The 19,993-nt window shown below is 36.0% G+C and carries 16 protein-coding genes; 6 read left to right on the top strand and 10 right to left on the bottom strand.

Features of this window, described 5'->3' with window-relative positions; translation table 11 throughout:
* The first annotated feature begins 11 nt into the window (after positions 1-11).
* Positions 12-437 carry a hypothetical protein gene (locus tag ACTB0X_RS06850; RefSeq protein WP_463024253.1) on the top strand — a complete coding sequence of 142 codons (426 nt, stop codon included), beginning with the start codon at positions 12-14 and terminating at the stop codon, positions 435-437.
* A 329-nt stretch (positions 438-766) separates the two neighbouring features.
* Here the strand turns inward: ACTB0X_RS06850 and ACTB0X_RS06845 are convergent, their stop codons facing one another.
* The 6 genes from ACTB0X_RS06845 to ACTB0X_RS06820 form a co-directional block, all read right to left on the bottom strand.
* A complete protein-coding gene (locus tag ACTB0X_RS06845; RefSeq protein ID WP_463024252.1) occupies positions 767-2,917 on the bottom strand; it encodes a M43 family zinc metalloprotease in 2,151 nt (716 codons plus the stop codon).
* 14 nt (positions 2,918-2,931) lie between these two features.
* Entirely contained in the window at positions 2,932-5,001 is a 2,070-nt protein-coding gene (locus ACTB0X_RS06840; RefSeq protein ID WP_463024251.1) for a zinc-dependent metalloprotease, read from the bottom strand.
* 1 nt (position 5,002) lies between these two features.
* Positions 5,003-5,728 carry an SDR family NAD(P)-dependent oxidoreductase gene (locus ACTB0X_RS06835; RefSeq protein WP_463024250.1) on the bottom strand — a complete coding sequence of 242 codons (726 nt, stop codon included), beginning with the start codon at positions 5,726-5,728 and terminating at the stop codon, positions 5,003-5,005.
* Between the two features lies 1 nt (position 5,729).
* Positions 5,730-6,428, bottom strand: coding sequence for a potassium channel family protein (locus ACTB0X_RS06830; protein ID WP_463024249.1), 699 nt, complete (start codon positions 6,426-6,428; stop codon positions 5,730-5,732).
* A gap of 9 nt (positions 6,429-6,437) precedes the next feature.
* A complete protein-coding gene (locus tag ACTB0X_RS06825; RefSeq protein WP_463024644.1) occupies positions 6,438-7,583 on the bottom strand; it encodes a cystathionine gamma-synthase in 1,146 nt (381 codons plus the stop codon).
* 78 nt (positions 7,584-7,661) lie between these two features.
* Positions 7,662-8,735: a lysylphosphatidylglycerol synthase transmembrane domain-containing protein gene (locus ACTB0X_RS06820; protein ID WP_463024248.1), complete on the bottom strand. Its 1,074-nt coding sequence runs from the start codon at positions 8,733-8,735 to the stop codon at positions 7,662-7,664.
* A 69-nt stretch (positions 8,736-8,804) separates the two neighbouring features.
* Between ACTB0X_RS06820 and ACTB0X_RS06815 the strand changes: the two genes are divergently transcribed.
* Together ACTB0X_RS06815 and ACTB0X_RS06810 are read left to right on the top strand one after the other, a co-directional pair.
* Positions 8,805-9,158, top strand: coding sequence for an arsenate reductase family protein (locus tag ACTB0X_RS06815; RefSeq protein ID WP_463024247.1), 354 nt, complete (start codon positions 8,805-8,807; stop codon positions 9,156-9,158).
* Positions 9,158-10,054, top strand: a complete 897-nt coding sequence (locus ACTB0X_RS06810) for a DMT family transporter (RefSeq protein WP_463024246.1) — start codon at positions 9,158-9,160, stop codon at positions 10,052-10,054. The genes ACTB0X_RS06815 and ACTB0X_RS06810 overlap by 1 nt, the downstream gene beginning before the upstream one ends.
* Positions 10,055-10,106: 52 nt before the next feature.
* On the opposite strand, the gene ACTB0X_RS06805 is transcribed toward ACTB0X_RS06810, so the two are convergent.
* Positions 10,107-10,361 (bottom strand): T9SS type A sorting domain-containing protein, encoded by a 255-nt coding sequence (locus ACTB0X_RS06805; protein ID WP_463024245.1) that lies wholly within the window; start codon positions 10,359-10,361, stop codon positions 10,107-10,109.
* 230 nt (positions 10,362-10,591) lie between these two features.
* On the opposite strand from ACTB0X_RS06805, the gene ispG reads away from it, so the two are divergent.
* Together ispG and ACTB0X_RS06795 are read left to right on the top strand one after the other, a co-directional pair.
* Positions 10,592-12,535 (top strand): (E)-4-hydroxy-3-methylbut-2-enyl-diphosphate synthase, encoded by a 1,944-nt coding sequence (ispG, locus tag ACTB0X_RS06800; RefSeq protein WP_463024244.1) that lies wholly within the window; start codon positions 10,592-10,594, stop codon positions 12,533-12,535.
* Between the two features lie 338 nt (positions 12,536-12,873).
* On the top strand, positions 12,874-15,738 hold the full coding sequence (locus tag ACTB0X_RS06795) for a T9SS type A sorting domain-containing protein (RefSeq protein ID WP_463024243.1): 2,865 nt from the start codon (positions 12,874-12,876) through the stop codon (positions 15,736-15,738).
* Positions 15,739-16,251: 513 nt separating this feature from the next.
* Here ACTB0X_RS06795 and ACTB0X_RS06790 read toward each other — a convergent pair.
* A complete protein-coding gene (locus tag ACTB0X_RS06790; protein WP_463024242.1) occupies positions 16,252-16,857 on the bottom strand; it encodes a DUF3109 family protein in 606 nt (201 codons plus the stop codon).
* Positions 16,858-16,943: 86 nt separating this feature from the next.
* On the opposite strand from ACTB0X_RS06790, the gene ACTB0X_RS06785 reads away from it, so the two are divergent.
* Complete coding sequence (locus ACTB0X_RS06785; RefSeq protein WP_463024241.1) at positions 16,944-18,485, top strand: glycine--tRNA ligase; 1,542 nt, start codon at positions 16,944-16,946, stop codon at positions 18,483-18,485.
* A gap of 191 nt (positions 18,486-18,676) precedes the next feature.
* Here ACTB0X_RS06785 and ACTB0X_RS06780 read toward each other — a convergent pair whose 3' ends face one another.
* Positions 18,677-19,474, bottom strand: a complete 798-nt coding sequence (locus ACTB0X_RS06780) for a nucleotidyltransferase domain-containing protein (RefSeq protein WP_463024240.1) — start codon at positions 19,472-19,474, stop codon at positions 18,677-18,679.
* A 217-nt stretch (positions 19,475-19,691) separates the two neighbouring features.
* Positions 19,692-19,817: a hypothetical protein gene (locus ACTB0X_RS06775; RefSeq protein WP_463024239.1), complete on the bottom strand. Its 126-nt coding sequence runs from the start codon at positions 19,815-19,817 to the stop codon at positions 19,692-19,694.
* Between the last annotated feature and the right edge of the window lie 176 nt (positions 19,818-19,993).

Below are 19,993 nucleotides of genomic sequence, written 5' to 3'. Positions count from 1 at the left end.
CCTGTATGTTTATGAAGAAGTTATTTATTCTAGCACTATTATTTTCTTCATCCCTTTTTGCATTTTCTCAATGCAAATCATTCACAAAAAAGAATTGCTTGCCTTCATTAAATCCGTTTATCTCAAACGGACAAATTAACGCAGCTAAGCTTGCCCCTGGAGAATCGGCCGAATTACAAATCTCCTTTTCTAAAGGATTAAAATACCGATTGCTGTTGTGCTCTTCTGATTTTTTAGGTGAGGTAGAAATGGTGATTTACGATCAGAATAAAAATAAATTATTCAATGATAAAGTAAAGGAAAACACTTCTTTTTGGGATTTTAAAGCAGAGACAAGCCAAGTATTAACAGTACAAATAAAAGCTCCTAAAAACGCTTCTCAAAATGAATTAATGGGCCTAGGTTGTGTGACGATGATGAGTGGATTTCAGGAGTAAAGGCATTGCAACAATCAACTTTTCAGAATGACGGTTGTAAATGCCGACATATAGAAATATCAAACAAAAGCTGTACGATCCATTCAGGGTCGAATAACTGAATAAATCTATGGTATTAACTAGATGTGAACCCTACAGATTTAAGAATAGAATACCTAGAACAGTATTGGTAAATCTATTGTATACTATTTATACTAATTACTTTTTAATTACTTACCTATTATTTTTCGGCAGGCCACAATTTTGTTTATAGGTCAAAATTAATACAACACAAAAGGAGCTCAAATTTTGAGCTCCTTTTCCTTTTTACTACAGTTAACTAGTTAACCTTATTGTACGATTAACTTTTTTACTAAACGTTCGCCGTTGATTTCTATTGTCATTAAATAGATTCCTGAGCTAAAAGTTGAAGTGTTAATTTCAAATTGTTGCTGACCGCTGTTTAAGTTCGTATTATTGGCTATAGTCGTCATTCTTTTTCCTGTCAAATCTGTCAAGTAAATTGTAGCGGTAGAAGCTTGATCTACATTAAACTTCAAGGTAGTTGCCTCTTTTGCAGGATTTGGGAATACATTTAATTGCAAACGGTTCGCCATTTGCTCTTCTATTCCAACAGGAAGCCCATATATTCGAATATCATCGATGTAAGCGTTATTCCCATCTCTTGAATTAAATTGAATCCTAAAACGAACATCGCTCTGACCGTTCAATCCACCTTGGAAAGTGAACACATTTACCGTGGTCCATTGTGCACTGGAGCTAGGTGTAAAATCTCCTTGTGAAACTCCATTTGAGCCTAAGATATCATTGGTCAAGAAAGTCCATCGGTTTTGCCAAGTTTGTCCACAATCAAACGACGTTTGAATTTCAATATCATCTGCAGAGGCTGTGGAACGTTTCTGGTAAGCAATCTTAAATTCCATTTGAGGAGCTCTCACATTTGACATATCAATACTTGGAGTCGTAAATGCTTCTACTTCTCCATAAGCCTGAGTAAAAGTGGTTCCATTCTTCGCATTATTCTCTAGTTTCATACAAGACGAACTGTTAAAACCCACATTTCCTACTCTAGTCCACCTAGTAGTTCCCGTAGGATTTTCTATCGCATAATCTTGTAAAACCCTTAATACAGATTCAAAATTTTCAGAATAAGTTAAACCCTCATAATTGGTTGCACTTGGATCTAACACAAATACTTTCCCGGACACAAACTGTGATGAAGCACCTTGTGCATTAGAAACTGCAAATGTGATATCATAAGTACCAGCAGTATTGTATACTATTTTAGGTTGTGCATCAGAAGAAGTAGATGGAGTACCTCCATTAAATGACCAACTATAAGTAGTTGGAATGCCATTGTAGACAAAGTTATCTGTAAATTGAATGGTATCTCCTACACAGGCGTATTTCAACACCTTAGGACTCTCCATATATGCAATTGGCTTACAAGGCTGCACTACATAGCCATCATTCGTTCCGGTTGCTATCAAATTAGAAGCGGAAACTAAGTTTTGCAACCATGGGTAACTTGAAGAAGATAAAGTAGCGCGCATTACATTTACTTGCCCAACTGTAAACATATATTGACAATCGTCATAACTCATGTAATTTTCCAATTGGTCAGGCACATTGCTAGAGAATGCTGATGACCCTGATGCATCATTACTACAAGTATTGTTTGTTTTGTTACAACCAAAAGTTTCATTTGCTGCTGGTGGGGTATCACATACTCGATCTCCAGAGGTTGAACAAATAGATCCGCATCCACTTTGGAAGGTGTGTAATAAATTAAAACAGTGTCCCATTTCATGAGTTACAGTTCTTCCATTCCCTCCTTGTGCAGTACCTATACCGCCCCATTCATCATGTCTAACAACGATACCATATGTATTTAAAGATGCTCCTGAAGTAGAGAACGGAAATTGTGCATAACCAAGTGTTGTACCTGTTCCTCCACTTGATTGAATAGAGTTTACCAACCATACGTTGAAATACTTATTTTCATCCCACTGAGCTAACGCTTTCACTTCGTTTCTTTTGTCATAAGTCAACATGGAATTTACTCTTGTTACTCCTTCTGTACATTGCCCACTCGGATCTTTTTTTGCCAATCTAAACTCAACATCAGCTCTTCCAGACAATGAAGCGAAAACTGGACGAATTAAACTCGTATCGCCGTTCATTTTGTTAAAATCCACATTAATTTTATCTATTCCATCTTGAATTTGCGCTAATGAAATATTCCCTTTTTCATTATTGTGAATCACATGCACTACTACTGGAATAATTATTTTAGGTGCCTTATTCCCACTTGGGGAACTCTGCGCTTGCTCATATATCTTTTGTAACTGTTTCATTCCATTTGGATCTTGCATCATTTGCTCATACACCGAATGGTCAGTTCCACACTTTTGCGCACTTACCGAGTGATAGGAAAAAGCAAGAAAAGCAACCGCAACTATTTTAATCAATCTTCTCATTTTTATCATTTTTATTATTTGATCAATAACTTTCTATTGATCCAATTATTATCAATTTTGATTCTTATAAAATACATTCCACTAGTCAACCCTTCTGTTGAAAGCTGTCTTTGAAAAGGTCCAGTTGGAATACTGCTATTTAGGTATTCTGCGACCTTAACCCCTTCCATACTAAACACTTCAAACGCCAATTTATCTATGTTTTGATTGGCGATTAAATTAATCGTTACTTGACTAGATGAGGTCGGATTAGGATAAATTGAAATGCTTTCAGCGGCCACACTATTGGATTTTAGCCCAACCTTCGTGCCAGTAATGTTAAAGTCATCCAAGTAGAAATTATTACCTTCAGAACCTTTGAACTCAATCTTAAATCGAACATTATCACTAAAGTTAATTGATGGTAATGGAATTGAATATTTGAGCCATTCAGATGAATTAGTAGGTACATAATTCCCGGTAGTGGCAGGTGCTGTCGACATTAAATTTCCAGCTAACCCGATTCGAGGAGTCCATATTTTACCACAATCGGTTGATGAGTAAATGGTAAATTCATCATTACTACTTCCATCTAATGTGGTATAAGCGTAATAGAATATCATCTTCGGACTACTCAAAACGGACAAGTCAAATGAGGGTGTAATAAATGAAACTACTTGATTTGGAACGTTGTCAGTTCTATTGTTGAAATACATACTGTTTGAACCAGATATTGACGAATTACTAGTAACTTCAAATCTACCATTACTAAATCCATCATTAAAAATATACTTATCGGTCAAAAAGTTAATGTCCTCGAATGATTCAGTAAACGATTCTGAAATTGTATCTGCTTTCGTCGATAATACTCGAACGATATTGGTTTTGGAAACTGTTTTAGAAATGGATCCTTTCTGGGAAGTTAGCGTAGCTGAATATTCTCCAGGTTGCGCATAAGATACTTGAGGATTTTTATCCGTACTAGTTGCGGGAAGACCACCTGCAAAATTCCAGTCCCAGGATGTTGGCGTATGGTATGAACGGTCAGAAAAAATAACAGTATCCCCTTCACAAATTAATTGCTGATTCACATTAAAATCAGCAGCACATAACTGCTCCGGCAAACCGACCCCAGTTGCTATTAAATTGGAAACAGACCATAGATTATTTCTACCTGCAGTAGAGCTTGTCATTGTAGCTCTCATGCGAGTTCCTTGCCCTGCAGTAAACATTTTTGAGCAATAGCTATATTCCATGTAATTTTGAACATTGTCTAATGAGCCACACGAAGTTCCACCTAAACTACAGCTTTGCCACCCTATTGTATTTGGAGTGTCTGCTATTCCATCATCAGAGCTGCAATTACTTTGTAAAGCAGGATCATTTGTACTCCCCCATAAGTGAGGTAAATTTAAATAATGTCCTATTTCATGGGTCAGCGTTCTTGACCTTCCTGGCACACTAGTCCCTATACTACCGACATAATTATTTAAAACAACAATACCATCTATTCCGGGGTTCCCAACAGTACTCGCAGGATAATAAGCATATCCAGCTGCTCCACTACTAATTGCTCTCACTACCCATATGTTCATATATTTATCTCTTGGCCATTGATTCAATTTTGAAGCATTTGTTCCTCTATTTGTTTCATTTGTAAAAATTCTATCAACTCCATTGGTGCAGTTGCCGTTAGGATCTAAAGTTGGTAAAGCTACTTGAATCTCCATATCGGCTGCTATTCCTTTAAAGGCTTGAACAATAGAAGAAGTATCTTTATTCAATTTTCTAAAATCCTCATTGATCCCGCGGACGCAATCATATATCTGTTCGTCAGAGATATTTTCTGCCCCATCTTGATGCAATACGTGAAAAACTATAGGAATGGTATAAACTGTTCCAGCCTTTTCTTTTCCATTTTGTTCAAAATTAGCTGCATGATTTAACAAATCTTGTTTGGCCTGTTCAATTGCTGCCGCTTCTTCAGGATGTTCTAAAATGTACTTTTCGTTCATTTCGTCCGTAGAACATGGAGAGACAGCCTGAGCATTAGTACTTTTAACTACTAAAATTGCTATTGCGGCTGTAAATAAATATTTTATCATATTAATAATCTCTTAATGAACAAATAACCTTTTCATCAATGAAAAAGGAGTGCAATTTACTAATTATTTTTTCTGCTGTTTGCAGGGGAGATTGCAATTCACCACTTTTCTTGTAGTTAATAAATCGATCAATATTTGAAAAATCAGATTTCTTACTTTTTCTTATTTCAGCTTGCATCTCTGTGTCCACAATCCCAGGTGAAAGTGCTATAACCTTTATTCTGTTATAGACGTACGAAATTAAATTTTGTTCGGCTTGCATCACTTCTGAAAACATATCTAAACCACTTTTAGTGGTGCAATAGGCCGCCCAACCATCAATTGGGCTTTTGCCAGCACCACTGCTAATGTTTAAAACCATTCGTTTACATTCCAATTGTTGATACTGCCTTATAAATTCATTGCACAGTATAACCGGCGAACTCAGGTTCACTTGTATGTTTGTAGACACATCAACTGCTGAAAACGTTCCCACTTTTTTAATAGGATTCAGCATTCCAGCGTTGTTGATCAATATAATTTCCTCTACATCATCCAACTGTTGGAATAAAAAATTATTCACTTCTAGCGAATTGGAAAGGTCTAAAAAATGATGTGTATAATTTTCGTGTTGAATGGAACAGGTTCGTGCCATTCCAATCACCTTGGTATTGGATTGCGCTAAAAAAAGTTCAGCAAGAGCCTTTCCCAAACCCTTGCTGCTTCCAGTTATAAATATGTATTTCATTCTATTGATTAATGTCTATAAATCGACTTATATCTTTAGTTGTACCAAATACTACAATGGTATCTGTTTCATAAATAACGGTCTCTGGGGTAGGAACTCCAATGATGTGCTGATCAAAAACATTCTCACCTTCCTCCGATTTTACTTCATACTCACGCTTAATCGTCACCAAATTCAATTTATACTTTCCTCTTAAATCAATATCCTGAAGCGATCGGTTCAACACCCCTTTCGGCGCCTTCACCTCTGCAATTTCATAATCATCAGGTAATTGCAATACCGAAACCACTGATGGATTCATCAATCGTTCGGCTACAACCTTCCCTACTTCATCTTCAGGAGAGAGAATCTCTTCCACTCCCATTTTTTCTAAAATTCTTCGCTGTTGGGCATCGTTTGCGCGAGAGATGATTCGCTTTACTTTCAGCTCTTGGCAATAAACCGTAGATAACAATAATGCTTCAAAATCCTCTCCAATACAGATAATTACTGCATCTACATCTTGGATATTTTGAGCCATCAATGCCTTTTTATCGGTAGCATCCATACAAATGGCCAATGCCACATCGTCGGCAATATCTTCGATATTACTTTCACTATTATCTATCGCAATTACTTCTGCTCCTCTTTCTGAGAGCTTTTTAGCAATTACATTTCCAAATTGACCCAAGCCAATAACCGCAAAACGACTATTTTTCATCCGTATTGATTAAATTAAACTCAACGATTTTTCTATGTCTTTTAGTAAGTCATCGATATCTTCCACACCGACACTCATCCGAATTAATGATTCTACAATTCCTGTTTTTTCACGCTCTACTTTTGGAATAGCTGCATGCGTCATGGTGGCAGGATGACAAAGCAATGATTCAACTCCACCTAATGATTCAGCCAAAGTAAAGACTTTACAGTTGGACAAAAACGAAAAGGCATCTTCTTTTTTATCTCCTTTTATAGTGAACGAAATCATTCCTCCAAAACCACGCATTTGTGCTTTGGCTATCGCATGCCCAGGATGATCTTCAAATCCAGGCCAATATACCTTATCTATCTTATCGTGATTCTTTAAATAATTGGCAACAGCTTCTCCATTCTCACAATGCCGTTGCATCCTCAAATGCAACGTTTTTATACCTCTCAATACCAAAAAACTATCCATTGGACCACAAATGGCACCTGAGCTTTTTTGAATAAAATAAAGGTCATCAAACAATTGATCATTATTCATCACCAACGCTCCCATTACTACGTCAGAATGGCCACCAATATACTTAGTTACAGAATGCATGACAATGTCAGCTCCCATATCCAATGGATTTTGCAGATATGGTGATGCAAATGTATTGTCTACCACAAGAATCAAATCAAACTGCTTGGAAATTTTGGCTGCTGCTTTTATGTCAATGATATTCATCATCGGATTGGTAGGCGTTTCCACCCAAAGTATCTTTGTTTTATCAGTTACGAGTTTTTCAACCTCACTCATATCACTCATGCCCACAAAAGTAAATTTGATGCCGAATTGAGCGAATATTTTAGTAAAAATTCGGTAAGAACCTCCATACAAATCACTGGTAGACAAGACCTCATCGCCAGGTCGTAGCAATTTAATTACTGCATCGATAGCGGCTACTCCACTTCCAAAACACAACCCATGTTTCCCATTTTCTAATGCTGTTAAATTTTTCTCTAAGGCACTACGCGTTGGATTTCCACTTCGAGAATATTCATACCCTTTATGTTCTCCAGGAGCTGCTTGGTGGTAAGTAGAGGTTTGATAAATAGGCGTCATCACTGCTCCAGTCGTGGGATCAGGCTCCAATCCTGCATGGATCACTTTTGTACCGAACTTCATATCGCTACTCGACATAAATTAAGTCTGTTTTAGATTTTTCTATTATTAAAACCTCGAAGTTAATCAAATTTGAAAGCCTCAAATCGATTTTTTATCATTAATAATTGGGGCTTTAGAATGTGTTTTCTTAATCCATCTAGGTAATATAATCGCCCCTATAAATAAGTATGGATAATAACTGATTAACCGCCAGACTAAGGCTAATGCTGCAATCAACCCAATTGGAATAAAATCACGTAAGAAACCAGAAAAGGCCAATTCTGCAATTCCGGCACCACCGGGAGTTGGGCTAATTAGCATAATCACCCACATCACCAATTGTCGTCCGTAAATTAATAAATGATCAGTGACTGGAATAAATGCTAGTATAATGAAGTTTACTACCCAATATCTTGCGGTCCAGGAAATCAATGTTGCCCCAAATGATTTTATCCAAAACCTTCGAGGTTTCCCTTTCAATTCCTTTGAGGTCACTATTATTTCATCTCCAGTCTCAGCAGCAGAGGAACGCCACTTTCGTAAATAAGGCAACTTAAAGATTTGCAACAATATCCACTTAAACCCTCTCGGTCGAAAAAAAATGGCGTACGTAATTACGCTAGTTAAAAACACAATGAATAAGTATCCGACAATAAAAATCCCTGCTGTCCCTAGAGTCACTCCGAATATAGTTTTCTCCATTTCAACTGGAAACAAATTAGAATAACCCACCGCTAAAATAATTATGGGCACCATCAGAATATAAAACAACTCATCGAGCATGGCCGAAGTCATCACCACCGCGGTAGATCGACCAATTTTAACTCCTTCTTTATTCACAATGTATACCGCAACTGCAGATCCACCAACAACGGAAGGAGTAATTGCAGAAGCAAACTCCCACAACATAATCGTATCAAAACTATTTCGCCAGCTAATTTCGTAATCGGTCAATACCCGAATGCGATACATATAAGCCAAATCTCGAGTGGCCATCATGATGACCGCAACAATAATCCAAAAAGTGGAATACCAGGTCCATTGAACAGCCTCAAAAGCCTTGATATCAAAACTATTAACCACTTGATAAGTCGCAACACTTAAGCCCAAAATAATGGCAACTGCTATTCGGCCAGGAGAAAATAGTTTAAGTGCTTTTGGACTTTCGGCCATTGGGTTTGATTTTTTTCAATTTAGAACTCTACTTTTGTATCCTCAAAGGAACTAAAACTCTTTTACGAAATGAAAAAAGTCTACTATCTTCCGTCTTGCAATACATGTACTAAAATAATCAATCAGCTCAAGCTTTCCAATGCGTTTGAATTGATCGACATCAAAACTAACAAAATTACTGTCGAACAGCTGGTAGAAATGAAAAATTTGAGTGGAAGCTATGAAAGTTTATTTAGTCGACGAGCTTTAAAATATAAAGCCCTCGGTTTAAAAGACAAAAACCTAACTGAAGAAGATTACAAAAATTACATTTTAGAAGAATATACGTTCTTGAAACGACCGGTTATCCTTTTTAACAATCAAATTTTTATTGGAAATGCAGCTAAAAATGTGGCAGCCGCTGATGCAGCCATCAATGGGTAATGGCGAGTAAAACAGTAAAAGCACACTTGGCGCTGCTAGGTGCCAACCTAATTTATGGTGTCAACTATTCGATAGCAAAGCTAATAATGCCCCAATTTATAGAACCATTTGGCTTTATTTTTTGTAGAGTTTTGGGTGCGTTATTGCTCTTCTGGGGACTTTCTGCATTTCTAAAAAGTGAAAAAATTGATCGAAAAGATTATTGGCGCTTATTCATTTGTGGCGCTTTTGGCGTGGCTGGAAATCAATTGAGTTTTTTCTATGGATTAAATATCACCACCCCTATAAATGCAGCAATTATAATGACCTGCAACCCTGTTCTGGTTTTGATTATGTCGTCCATTATTCTAAAAGAACGAATAAACGGACTTAAACTAGGGGGTATCTTCTTGGGATTATCTGGGGCAGTTGGCCTAATTCTTCTCAATAAAAGTCTTTCTATCAGCACTGATACTGCTATAGGAGATCTATTTATTTTTATTAATGCCACCTCATATGCCATTTATTTAGTGATGGTGAAACCTTTGATGAAAAAATACGAACCACTCACGGTAATAAAGTGGGTATTTCTTTTTGGCTTTCTATTTGTTTTTCCTTTTGGATTCAATCAATTCAATGCCATTGAGTGGGATACTTTTACGTCAAATACTTGGTTGGCCTTTGGTTTTGTGGTAATTGCAACGACTTTCTTTGCTTACCTATTCAATATATATGCTTTAAAAACAGTAAATGCTTCTGTGGTAAGTATTTACATTTATTCACAGCCAGTAGTGGCTACTATGGTGGCATTATTTATTGGGCAAGACGAATTAAACTTGCTAAAAATGGTAAGTGCACTGATGATTTTTGTTGGAGTTTATCTGGTGAGCCACAAACCTAAAGCGAAATTAACATAGGTTAAAAGCAGCATCCAAAAACAATTAATCGACTGTATTGCAGCAGTTTAACCTAAAATTGAACTTTCTCTTTCACTACTTTACCATCGTCGATAATGTAAAGGATGTAAATGCCTTTTGGCATATCTGAAACATCAATTTTGGAGGTTGTTTTAATAAAACCAGATCTAAGAATCGAACCGCTTAAATCACAGATATCAAATAAAGCGTCTTCAGAGTTTGGTAAATAATACAACTCCAAATATCCATCTTTATAGAAGGCGATTGAAGAGTTTGGTTTTTGGTTGGTCACTTGGTCTGTTTGCACTAGGATTTTTATTTAATACCTTAAATCTACGTAAATTATTAGTTTATAGGATGTCTCTACTCACGTAAATTCGACCAATAACACATATACCTATATCTATTAAATAAATTAGTAGATGAATAACCTATAAATTCCCTTCTAAAATCGAGTTTTGATAATTTAACTCGAAAAATCAACAAATCAGCAACCCAAAATGTTACTTTTGAAGTGCTATTTTTAGTTCGTTTGATATGAGTAATATTCTTCCATCTGATCACCATTATGTTAAGAGCTTAACGCAGTTTAATCGTGTTAAAAGCCGAGAAGTTACCATTGGAGAAATTCCACTTGGTGGAAATAATCCCATTCGTATTCAATCGATGACCACAACGGATACGATGGATACTGAAAAAACAGTGGAACAATCAATCCGGATGATAGAAGCTGGTTGTGAATATGTAAGAATTACAGCACCAAGCAAGAAAGAAGCAGAAAATCTAAAAGCAATTAAAGATGCGTTAAAAGCGAAGGGATACAATACCCCGCTAATTGCTGACATTCATTTTACCCCAAATGCAGCAGAAATTGCAGCTCGATTAATCGAAAAAGTAAGGGTAAATCCTGGCAACTATGCCGACAAAAAGAAGTTTGAAAACATAGAATATACCGATAAAACCTACCAAAAAGAACTAGAGCGTATCGAAGAACGATTTACTCCTTTGGTAAAAATTTGCAGGGAAGAAGGTATTGCGATGCGAATTGGAACCAACCATGGATCTCTATCTGACCGTATTTTAAGTAGATACGGCGACACTCCGATGGGCATGGTGGAATCTGCTTTGGAGTTTTTAAGAATTTGCGAAAAGCATGATTTTAAAAACATTGTTTTATCAATGAAGGCTAGTAATACCTTGGTGATGGTTCAGGCTTATCGATTGCTATTAATAAAAATGGCAGAAGAAGGGATGAATTACCCATTGCATTTAGGAGTGACTGAGGCCGGTGATGGTGAGGATGGTCGAATTAAATCGGCTGTTGGAATCGGAACATTATTAGAAGATGGAATTGGGGATACCATTCGTGTTTCCTTAACGGAAGAACCAGAAGCTGAAATTCCTGTAGCAAAAGCATTGGCTGAACGCTATGAAAAAAGGGGCGATCATAAAGCAATTCCAGCAATTTCATACAATCCAATCAATCCATACGAATACAATAGAAGACATTCAACCGAGGTGATTAATATCGGTGGAAAACACCACCCTATCGTTTTTGGCGATTTGAGTGGTCGTGAAAAAATTACCGCCGCAAGTTTATTTCCTTTTGGATACAATTATTCAGTTTCATTAGACAAATACAACATTTCTGACTTAGCTTGTGACTATATCTTCATTGGAAACAACACAGTGGATTTTGAAATTCCCGGGACATTGGGATTAGTAACTTCTGCTAAAAACTGGCAAAAACAAACCGAGAAACCTAGATTATATCCACTATTTCAGGTGGATGAATATTTGGATACCGATTTTTATTCTCCAAAATTGAACTTTATTAAAGCGCGTATCGAAGAGCTTTCAGAGCTATTTATGGAAACCATTGAGAATGATCCAACGGCTGTGTTGGTGATAGAAACTGAGAATGAACATGGAATGGCGGAGCAACGCCGCATGTTTATTGAATTGATGAACAATGAATGTTCCACTCCGGTAATCATTAAAAGAAGTTACAACACACTAACTGATGATAAATTTCAATTGTACTCTGCAACAGACATAGGTGCTTTATTTATTGATGGCTTAGGTGATGGAATTTGGATCGACGCGATTAATTGTGGGTCTAAGCAGTTCATCAATTCCACTTCTTTCGGAATTTTACAAGCAACTAGAACTCGAATCTCAAAAACAGAATACATTTCTTGCCCTTCATGCGGAAGAACGTTATTTGATTTACAAGAAACGACTGCTAAAATAAGAACGAAAACCAATCACTTAAAAGGAATCAAGATTGGAATTATGGGTTGTATCGTAAATGGTCCTGGTGAAATGGCTGATGCTGATTATGGTTACGTTGGAACTGGTCCAGGAAAAATTACATTGTACAAAGAGAAAGAAGTGGTTCGTAAAAATGTACCTGAATTAGAAGCTGTAGATGCGTTGATTGATTTAATTAAGCAGCACGGAGATTGGGTGGAAATCTAATTGTTAATGTAACAATGAATCAATATAACAATCTATCAATGAGTCAATGTGACAATGAATGAATATTATAATTTAGCAATTGCGTAATACTTCCTATTATTTAATATTTCAATGATTTAATCTGTCAATTGGGTAATCACTCTTCCCTTTGTGGACTTTGTGAGCTTTGTGATTAGCTTACAAAAAGCACATTACATTTTTAATAACAATTAAATCTTATCTTCCTTTTCGACAGCGAGTAATTTATCGACTTCTTAAAAACTATTGTTAAAAAATACTAATTCAATCTATTCTGCGTTTGACGGACATCCTACTTAATTCAGTTTGTCTGCTCGTCTATGAAAAAATCTATTTTTACGCTTGTTCTTTTATTCATTTTACTTTCAACTAAAGCTCAACAATTTGATTGGGTCAAGACATTTTTACCCAACGCTTCTACCCAATGCAATCAGATTCTCACTGACAAATATGGAAATGTGTATTCAGCAGGACAGTTCAAGGACAGCCTTTTAATAGACACAACCCTTCTCTTAAATAGTTCCCAACAGAGAACTCTAAGCTCGATATATATTTTAAAACATGATTCATCAGAAAATTTAATTTGGGCAAAAGAAGTACATAGTAATTACTTCGCTATTGTGCGTTCAATGGCTTTAGACTCATCTGACAATATTTATTTAACAGGAGACTTTGGTGGTCAGGTGGATTTTGATCCCGACCCAATAAATCAGTATTTTATAGGAGACACTATAAATGTACTTTCAACTATAGAAACCTTTGTTTGTAAACTGTCAGCGAATGGCGATTTTGTTTGGGCGAAATCCTTTGAGCAAAAGAACGTTTCACCTCCTTCGCTTGAGGTAAATAGAGGCTTATCAATTGAAATTGACAACAATCAAGATGTTATAATAACAGGCACTTTTACAGATACTGTTGATTTTGATCCAAGCTCAAATACTTTATTTGTTAATTCAGTTATTCCAATTCATAATGCTAATTCCGGGTACTACAACTCATATTTAGTAAAACTAACAAATGATGGCATGCTCAAATGGGTTAAGAATTTCGGTCAGCTTCATTATGTCAATAATTATGATACGGACCATTTGGAAGTTGATAGTTTGGGTAATATTTATTTAGCTGGCACTTTCTATGATTCACTATCTTTCGATTCAGATACAGGAGCAATAACTATTTATTCAGTTAATAACATATCAAATTTTATTTGCAAATTAGACACCTCGGGAGAATTATTATGGGTAAATAGTATAGGTTCCGCTGATTATGATCAGCTTATCGGAATTGATTTAGACCAATTTGATAACCTCTATTTTATAAGTAGAATGAGCGGCATTCCATATTATAATTCTACAAAAATAACTGTTGAAGGTAATAAGAATAGTGGCACTTTACTATGCAAAATACAACCTGATGGAACTATGGAGCGAGCAAGCTTCATAACAGAGCTTAACGATTTAGGATTCAATTCGTTTTCCATCAATAATAAAGGTGATAAACTCTATTCGACTGGAGACTTTACTGGGAAAGCTACCTTTAATTTTGATAGCATTTCTTCGCTTACAATGAATACACCAACATTCAATCAAACCAGCAAATTTATATACTGTTTGGATCTTAAGCAAGATAGCAGTTGGGTGAAATTTATAAATGGAAAAGGCGGTGGAAGATCTAACTCACTCGCTATTGACAAATTTAGTAATGTCTATACAAATGGGTTTTTCAGCGATACCGTTGATTTCAATCCTGGAAATGGAACAGAAATTCGTGCTTCTATAGGTGGAACGAACACTTACTTGCACAAGTTAAGCCCTTGCACGATAAAAAAATCAGTTAAACAGGATACTATTTGCGGAGCTGACAGCTTAGTCATTGGCAATAATGTTTATAAAAAAACGGGCAATTACATTGATGCTTATGTTGCTTTTGACGGTTGCGACAGTCTAGTGACCACACAACTCCATGTAAAGCCTTTAAAGACTGACACATTAAAACATCGATTTTGCGGTGGAGATAGTGTTGTAATAAAAAATCAGACTTACAAAACACAAGGTTATTTCGATTTTAGATTTCCATTGACTGATGGTTGTGATAGTATTTTTGTGATAGAAATTAAGGTTGATCCTATTCAAACTACTTCGGATACCTTTACCATTTGTCAAGGTGATAGCATTCAAGTGGCTCAAAATTTCTATACAACTACTGGGAATTACCAAGATACGTTGCAGACTCAAAGCGGTTGCGATAGCATCGTATATACACAATTGACCGTCAATTCCAATAAAATAACAAACCAATCCATTGAATTTTGTGAAGGAGATAGCATACTTGTTGGTCTGAATACTTACAAAGTTTCAGGAAATTATACAGACACATTGCTCACTCATTTAGGCTGTGACAGCTTAGTCAATACAACTCTCTTAGTGAATCAGCAAAAGATAGTTAACCAAAATATAGTTCTGTGTTTTGGTGAAGGTATCGCTATAGGAGATAATGTTTACACCAACAGTGGAGCTTACCAAGATACGCTGCAAGCTTCCAATGGTTGCGATAGTATTATTTTAACAAAAATATCAATCAGCCCAAAAATTGAAACGAGTCAATCAGTTCATTTATGCTTAGCAGATAGCATTATAATCGGAAGTAAATTCTATAGCAATCCGGGAACCTACACTGACACCTTATCCTCTATTTTGGGTTGTGACAGTATAATTAACACTCAGATAACTAAAGCAGATCCTAGTATTGATACCACACTTTTTAATTCTCTCTTGTCAAATGATACTGTTGCGTCATACCAATGGTTAGATTGTGATAATAATTACGCTCCCATTACAGGAGCGACCAATCGGCTTTTTACATACAACAGAAGTGGTGTTTTTGCATTACAACTTACGTACTATAACTGTATTGACATCACTGATTGTTATAGAAGAGAGCTACAAAATTTTGAATCTGATTTATTCAAAATTTACCCGAACCCTAGTAATGGAAACTTCAAAGTAGAGGTGACAAATTTTGGTGAATTAAATTTTTATGACTCTAAGGGTAAATTTGTTTCTTCACTAAACTGCACTCCTGGAATAAATGAATTTTCAATGTACAGCCTAGCAAATGGTATGTACATACTAAGGTTTATTTCAGGCTCCAAAGTCTTAACTAAGAAGTTGGTTATTTCAAAGTAATTTGATTGTGCTTGGGTAAATCAATAAGTCAAAGTAACAATGAATCAATATAACAATTTAACAATAAGTTAATTTATCAATAAGTCAATTGGGTAATCACTCTTCCCTTTGTGGACTTTGTAAATTCTTTGTGGGCTTAGCGGTTAACTATCTATCGAAGCATAAATTATTCAAAATGTCACCCCGATGGGGTTTTAATTGTTTGCTTTTCTTTTTTTCTAGAAAATTATCACTCCAAGGGAGTTTGAAGAAAGTCAATTAGTCAATAATTCAATGTAAAAATGAATCAATATAACAATGTGAAAAATGGCGTAATACTTCGTTTTACTTAATATTTCGATGATTGAATCTCTCAATAAGTCAATTGGATACATAGAACAATATTCAATCAGTCAATTTTCAATTATAGGAATTGAGGAGCAATTTTAATTAACCATTTTTACACTGAGCATTTCATTGCCCTCAATACAGGCGTTAGTCGAAGTGAACAATTAATAATTATGGTTATTAGAATTAAATCTCATCTCCATTTTCGAATTCGACCTTACCGTCTTTTTCGTCGGTCAATAATTTATCTACCTCTTCTAATTGCTGGTAAAAATCTGCACCATATTTGGTGGTTAACGGGCCTTTCAAGAAACGAAATACTTTAACGTCTAACTTTCCACCGCACTCACAAGCTGGCTTACAAATGTCCCACTGGTGGTAATTCAACGATTGATGATACTTTAACTTTCCTACTCGAATCGGATATAAGCTACAAGATTCTGGCTTTTTCCAGGTCGTTAATCCTTGATTAAATCCTTCTTCTAGACCGCATTTTGCTGTTCCGGCTTTATCAAAAATGGTATATGCACATTCTTTTCCTTCCACCAAAGGAGTTACATATTCTCCATCATAGTCCACCACAAATGGACCTTCCTTTTCAATGGCAGCAATACCTTCGGGACGCAACAAATGTTTTACCTGCTCATAAGCTTCCGAAATTTTATCTACCTCTTCGGTTTCTACCGGTGCTCCAGAATCGCCTTCTACGCAGCAAGCACCTTTACAGGCGTTTAAATCACACACAAATTTCTTTTCAAAAAGCTCTTCGGAGAGCAGGATGTCGTCTACCATTATCATGGGACAAATTTAGTGGTTTTTATTATGGCAAAACCAGTTATAAATTAGTGCATTTTTGATTAATCCATTACTTTTGCGCCATGGCAAATACGAATGAAGATCTTTTCAAAAACATTATCGGTCATGCGAAAGAGTATGGCTATGTGTTTCAATCAAGTGAAATATACGATGGACTTAGCGCAGTATACGACTACGGTCAAAATGGTGTGGAGTTAAAAAAGAATTTGCGCGAATATTGGTGGAAAGCAATGGTTCAGATGCATGAGAATATTGTCGGCATTGATGCTGCCATTTTTATGCACCCTACCACTTGGAAAGCGTCTGGTCATACCGATGCGTTCAACGATCCATTGATTGATAACAAAACCTCAAAGAAGCGTTACCGCGCGGATGTTTTAATTGAAGATTGGGTAGAAAAAATCCGTCAAAAAATTGAAAAAGAAGTAACTAAAGCTGAAAAACGTTTTGGTGATGCCTTTAATAAAGAAGAGTTTATCTCAACCAATCAGCGTGTGTTGGACAATCAGGCTAAGATTGACGAAGTAGAAAACCGCTTCAAAACAGCCATGGACAATGAGGATTTAGCAGACGTCAAGCAATTGATCATTGACCTTGAAATTGCAGATCCGGTAAGTGGTTCTAAAGATTGGACGGATGTACGTCAGTTCAACTTGATGTTCTCGACTGAAATGGGCTCAACTGCAGATGGTGCAAGCAAGATTTATTTGCGTCCAGAAACAGCTCAAGGGATCTTTGTTAATTTCTTAAATGTGCAAAAAACAGGAAGGATGAAGATTCCTTTCGGGATTGCACAAATTGGAAAGGCCTTTAGAAATGAAATCGTTGCTCGTCAGTTTATTTTCAGAATGCGTGAATTTGAACAGATGGAATTGCAATTTTTCGTTCGTCCAGGGGAAGAAATGAAGTGGTTCGATTACTGGAAAGAAGAGCGTATTAAATGGCACAAAGCCATTGGTATCGCCCAAGAAAACTACCGTTTTCACGACCACTTAAAAATGGCGCATTATGCCAATGCAGCAACTGATATTGAGTACAACTTTCCATTTGGATTTAAAGAGTTAGAAGGAATTCACTCTCGTACTGATTTCGATTTGAAGCAGCATGAAATTCACTCAGGAAAGAAATTGCAATACTTTGATCCTGAATTGAACGAAAGCTATGTTCCTTATGTAATTGAGACTTCAATTGGTTTGGATCGATTGTTCTTAAGCATCCTTTCTGATTCTTATAAGGAAGAGCAATTAGAAGATGGAAATTCACGAATTGTATTGAAGATTCCAGCATTCTTGGCTCCAACAAAAGTGGCGGTATTGCCATTGACCAAAAAAGATGGATTGCCTGAAAAAGCAAGAGAAATCTTAGATGAGTTGAAGTTAGACATGACTTGCCAATACGATGAGAAAAATGCGATCGGAAAGCGTTATAGAATCCACGATGCAAACGGAACTCCTTTTGCGATTACTGTTGACCACCAGACATTGGAAGACAATACGGTAACGGTAAGAGATAGAGACACGATGGAACAAGAGCGATTGCCAATTGCAGATTTAGCAGCATTCTTAGATAAGAAAGTAAATATGAAATATGTGTTGAGAAAGTAATTCTCTCATTCAAATAATTAAACGCCCTTTTGATTTGATCAGAAGGGCGTTTTTTTGTGTGGTAATTTACTGCAACGATTTAGCTAAGAAACGTGGAGATTTCGAAGTACTTTTCTGTCCGCCCGTGACGACCTAAACTACGAAGTTCAATGCTAGCTTTCAGTTCGTTTCTCCCCATGTTTTCTTAGGTTTTATTGTGCCTTCGTGCTTTTTATTTCTGTTTTCCAAACTTCAGTTAATGTTTGTCTGAATACGTTATCGAGTTTTTCCGTTTCGGGCTTAATATCCTGGCTGTAGTTTTTTACAACTTCATTGAAGTGTTCAATATGAGATTCAACGAAATCATTAATCATTTGAATTCGAGGTTCTTTGTCGAGTTCTTCACCTGATTTTTTACGGTCTAGTAGGTTGTTTATTTCTTTTCTTAAGTCTTGGTCTTTAATCTGAGTGTCAACCATTTTTTGAAATTCCATAGGTGCCATCGTTCCATTTGATTCAATCCATTTACATGCAAGAATTGGTCGAAGTACATAAAAGTATTTTTTTACTCGCACCAAGTCAGTTTGCAGATAGTCACGGTAACTCCCTTCCGCCATATGTAAATAATGGTGGGTGCAAGACCTTGGATTAAAGTATTCTGCAGTCAATTTTCTCATTTGGTCAGCAGTCGAAAACTGCTCTAAGTAAATCAATGGACTCCTTAGCCACTCAAGTAGTGGTGGATTCGATTTTCGAAATAGTTTTAAGGTTTTCCGAAGTTCCCAACCTGCAAAGTCTAAATCATTGGGCAGCATGACTTCCATATTGTCTCGCTTGTCATCAATTGACAAATACCATTCAGGTCTATGAACGTAAATAAATCTTACATCCCAGTCACTGTCAGTAGAGGCAAACCCCCAAGCCCGACTTCCAGACTCAACGGCATAAAGGATTTTTATGTCCTTTTCACTTTCAAGTCGTTTTAATTCTCTTTTGATGTGTTCAGTCAAATGTTTGTGGTTTTTTGCATGAGGCACAACAATTGTATAAGCGCAATTGCACTTATATCTCTTATGTATGCAAGTTAAATTTATTTATTATACCGAAAAGAAAAAATTATATAGTCCAATTTCGATCTAAACGTCATTCTACTATTTATTTTAACAATCGGCAAACCACTGTATGATTTATTTTCTTTCACCAATTGTTCATACTCATAAATTTCAATTAAAATTTCTCCCTTAATTCTGCCGTAATCAAGGTAGAAATATCAAAATCAGCATCTTTAGCTGATTTGTGAGAATTGCAAGAGAAAAGACTTATCGTAATTAATACACCTATTATCGATTTCATATTTTACTTCCTCTATTTCTAATTTAAGATTTTACATGAAAACTTAATTATAACGACTTCTCATTTAAGAAAATTGTAAAAAACTTAATTAAGATGATTTCATAATAAAGAAAATGACCAAAAACTTAATTATCGAGTGTCGTTAATAAAGGTAAGTTAAATAGCACTAAAAGCAA

Source organism: Acidiluteibacter sp. (genome assembly GCF_055129545.1).
The sequence above is the reverse complement of the archived record's forward strand: the minus strand, read 5'-3'. Positions and strand labels throughout refer to the sequence as shown.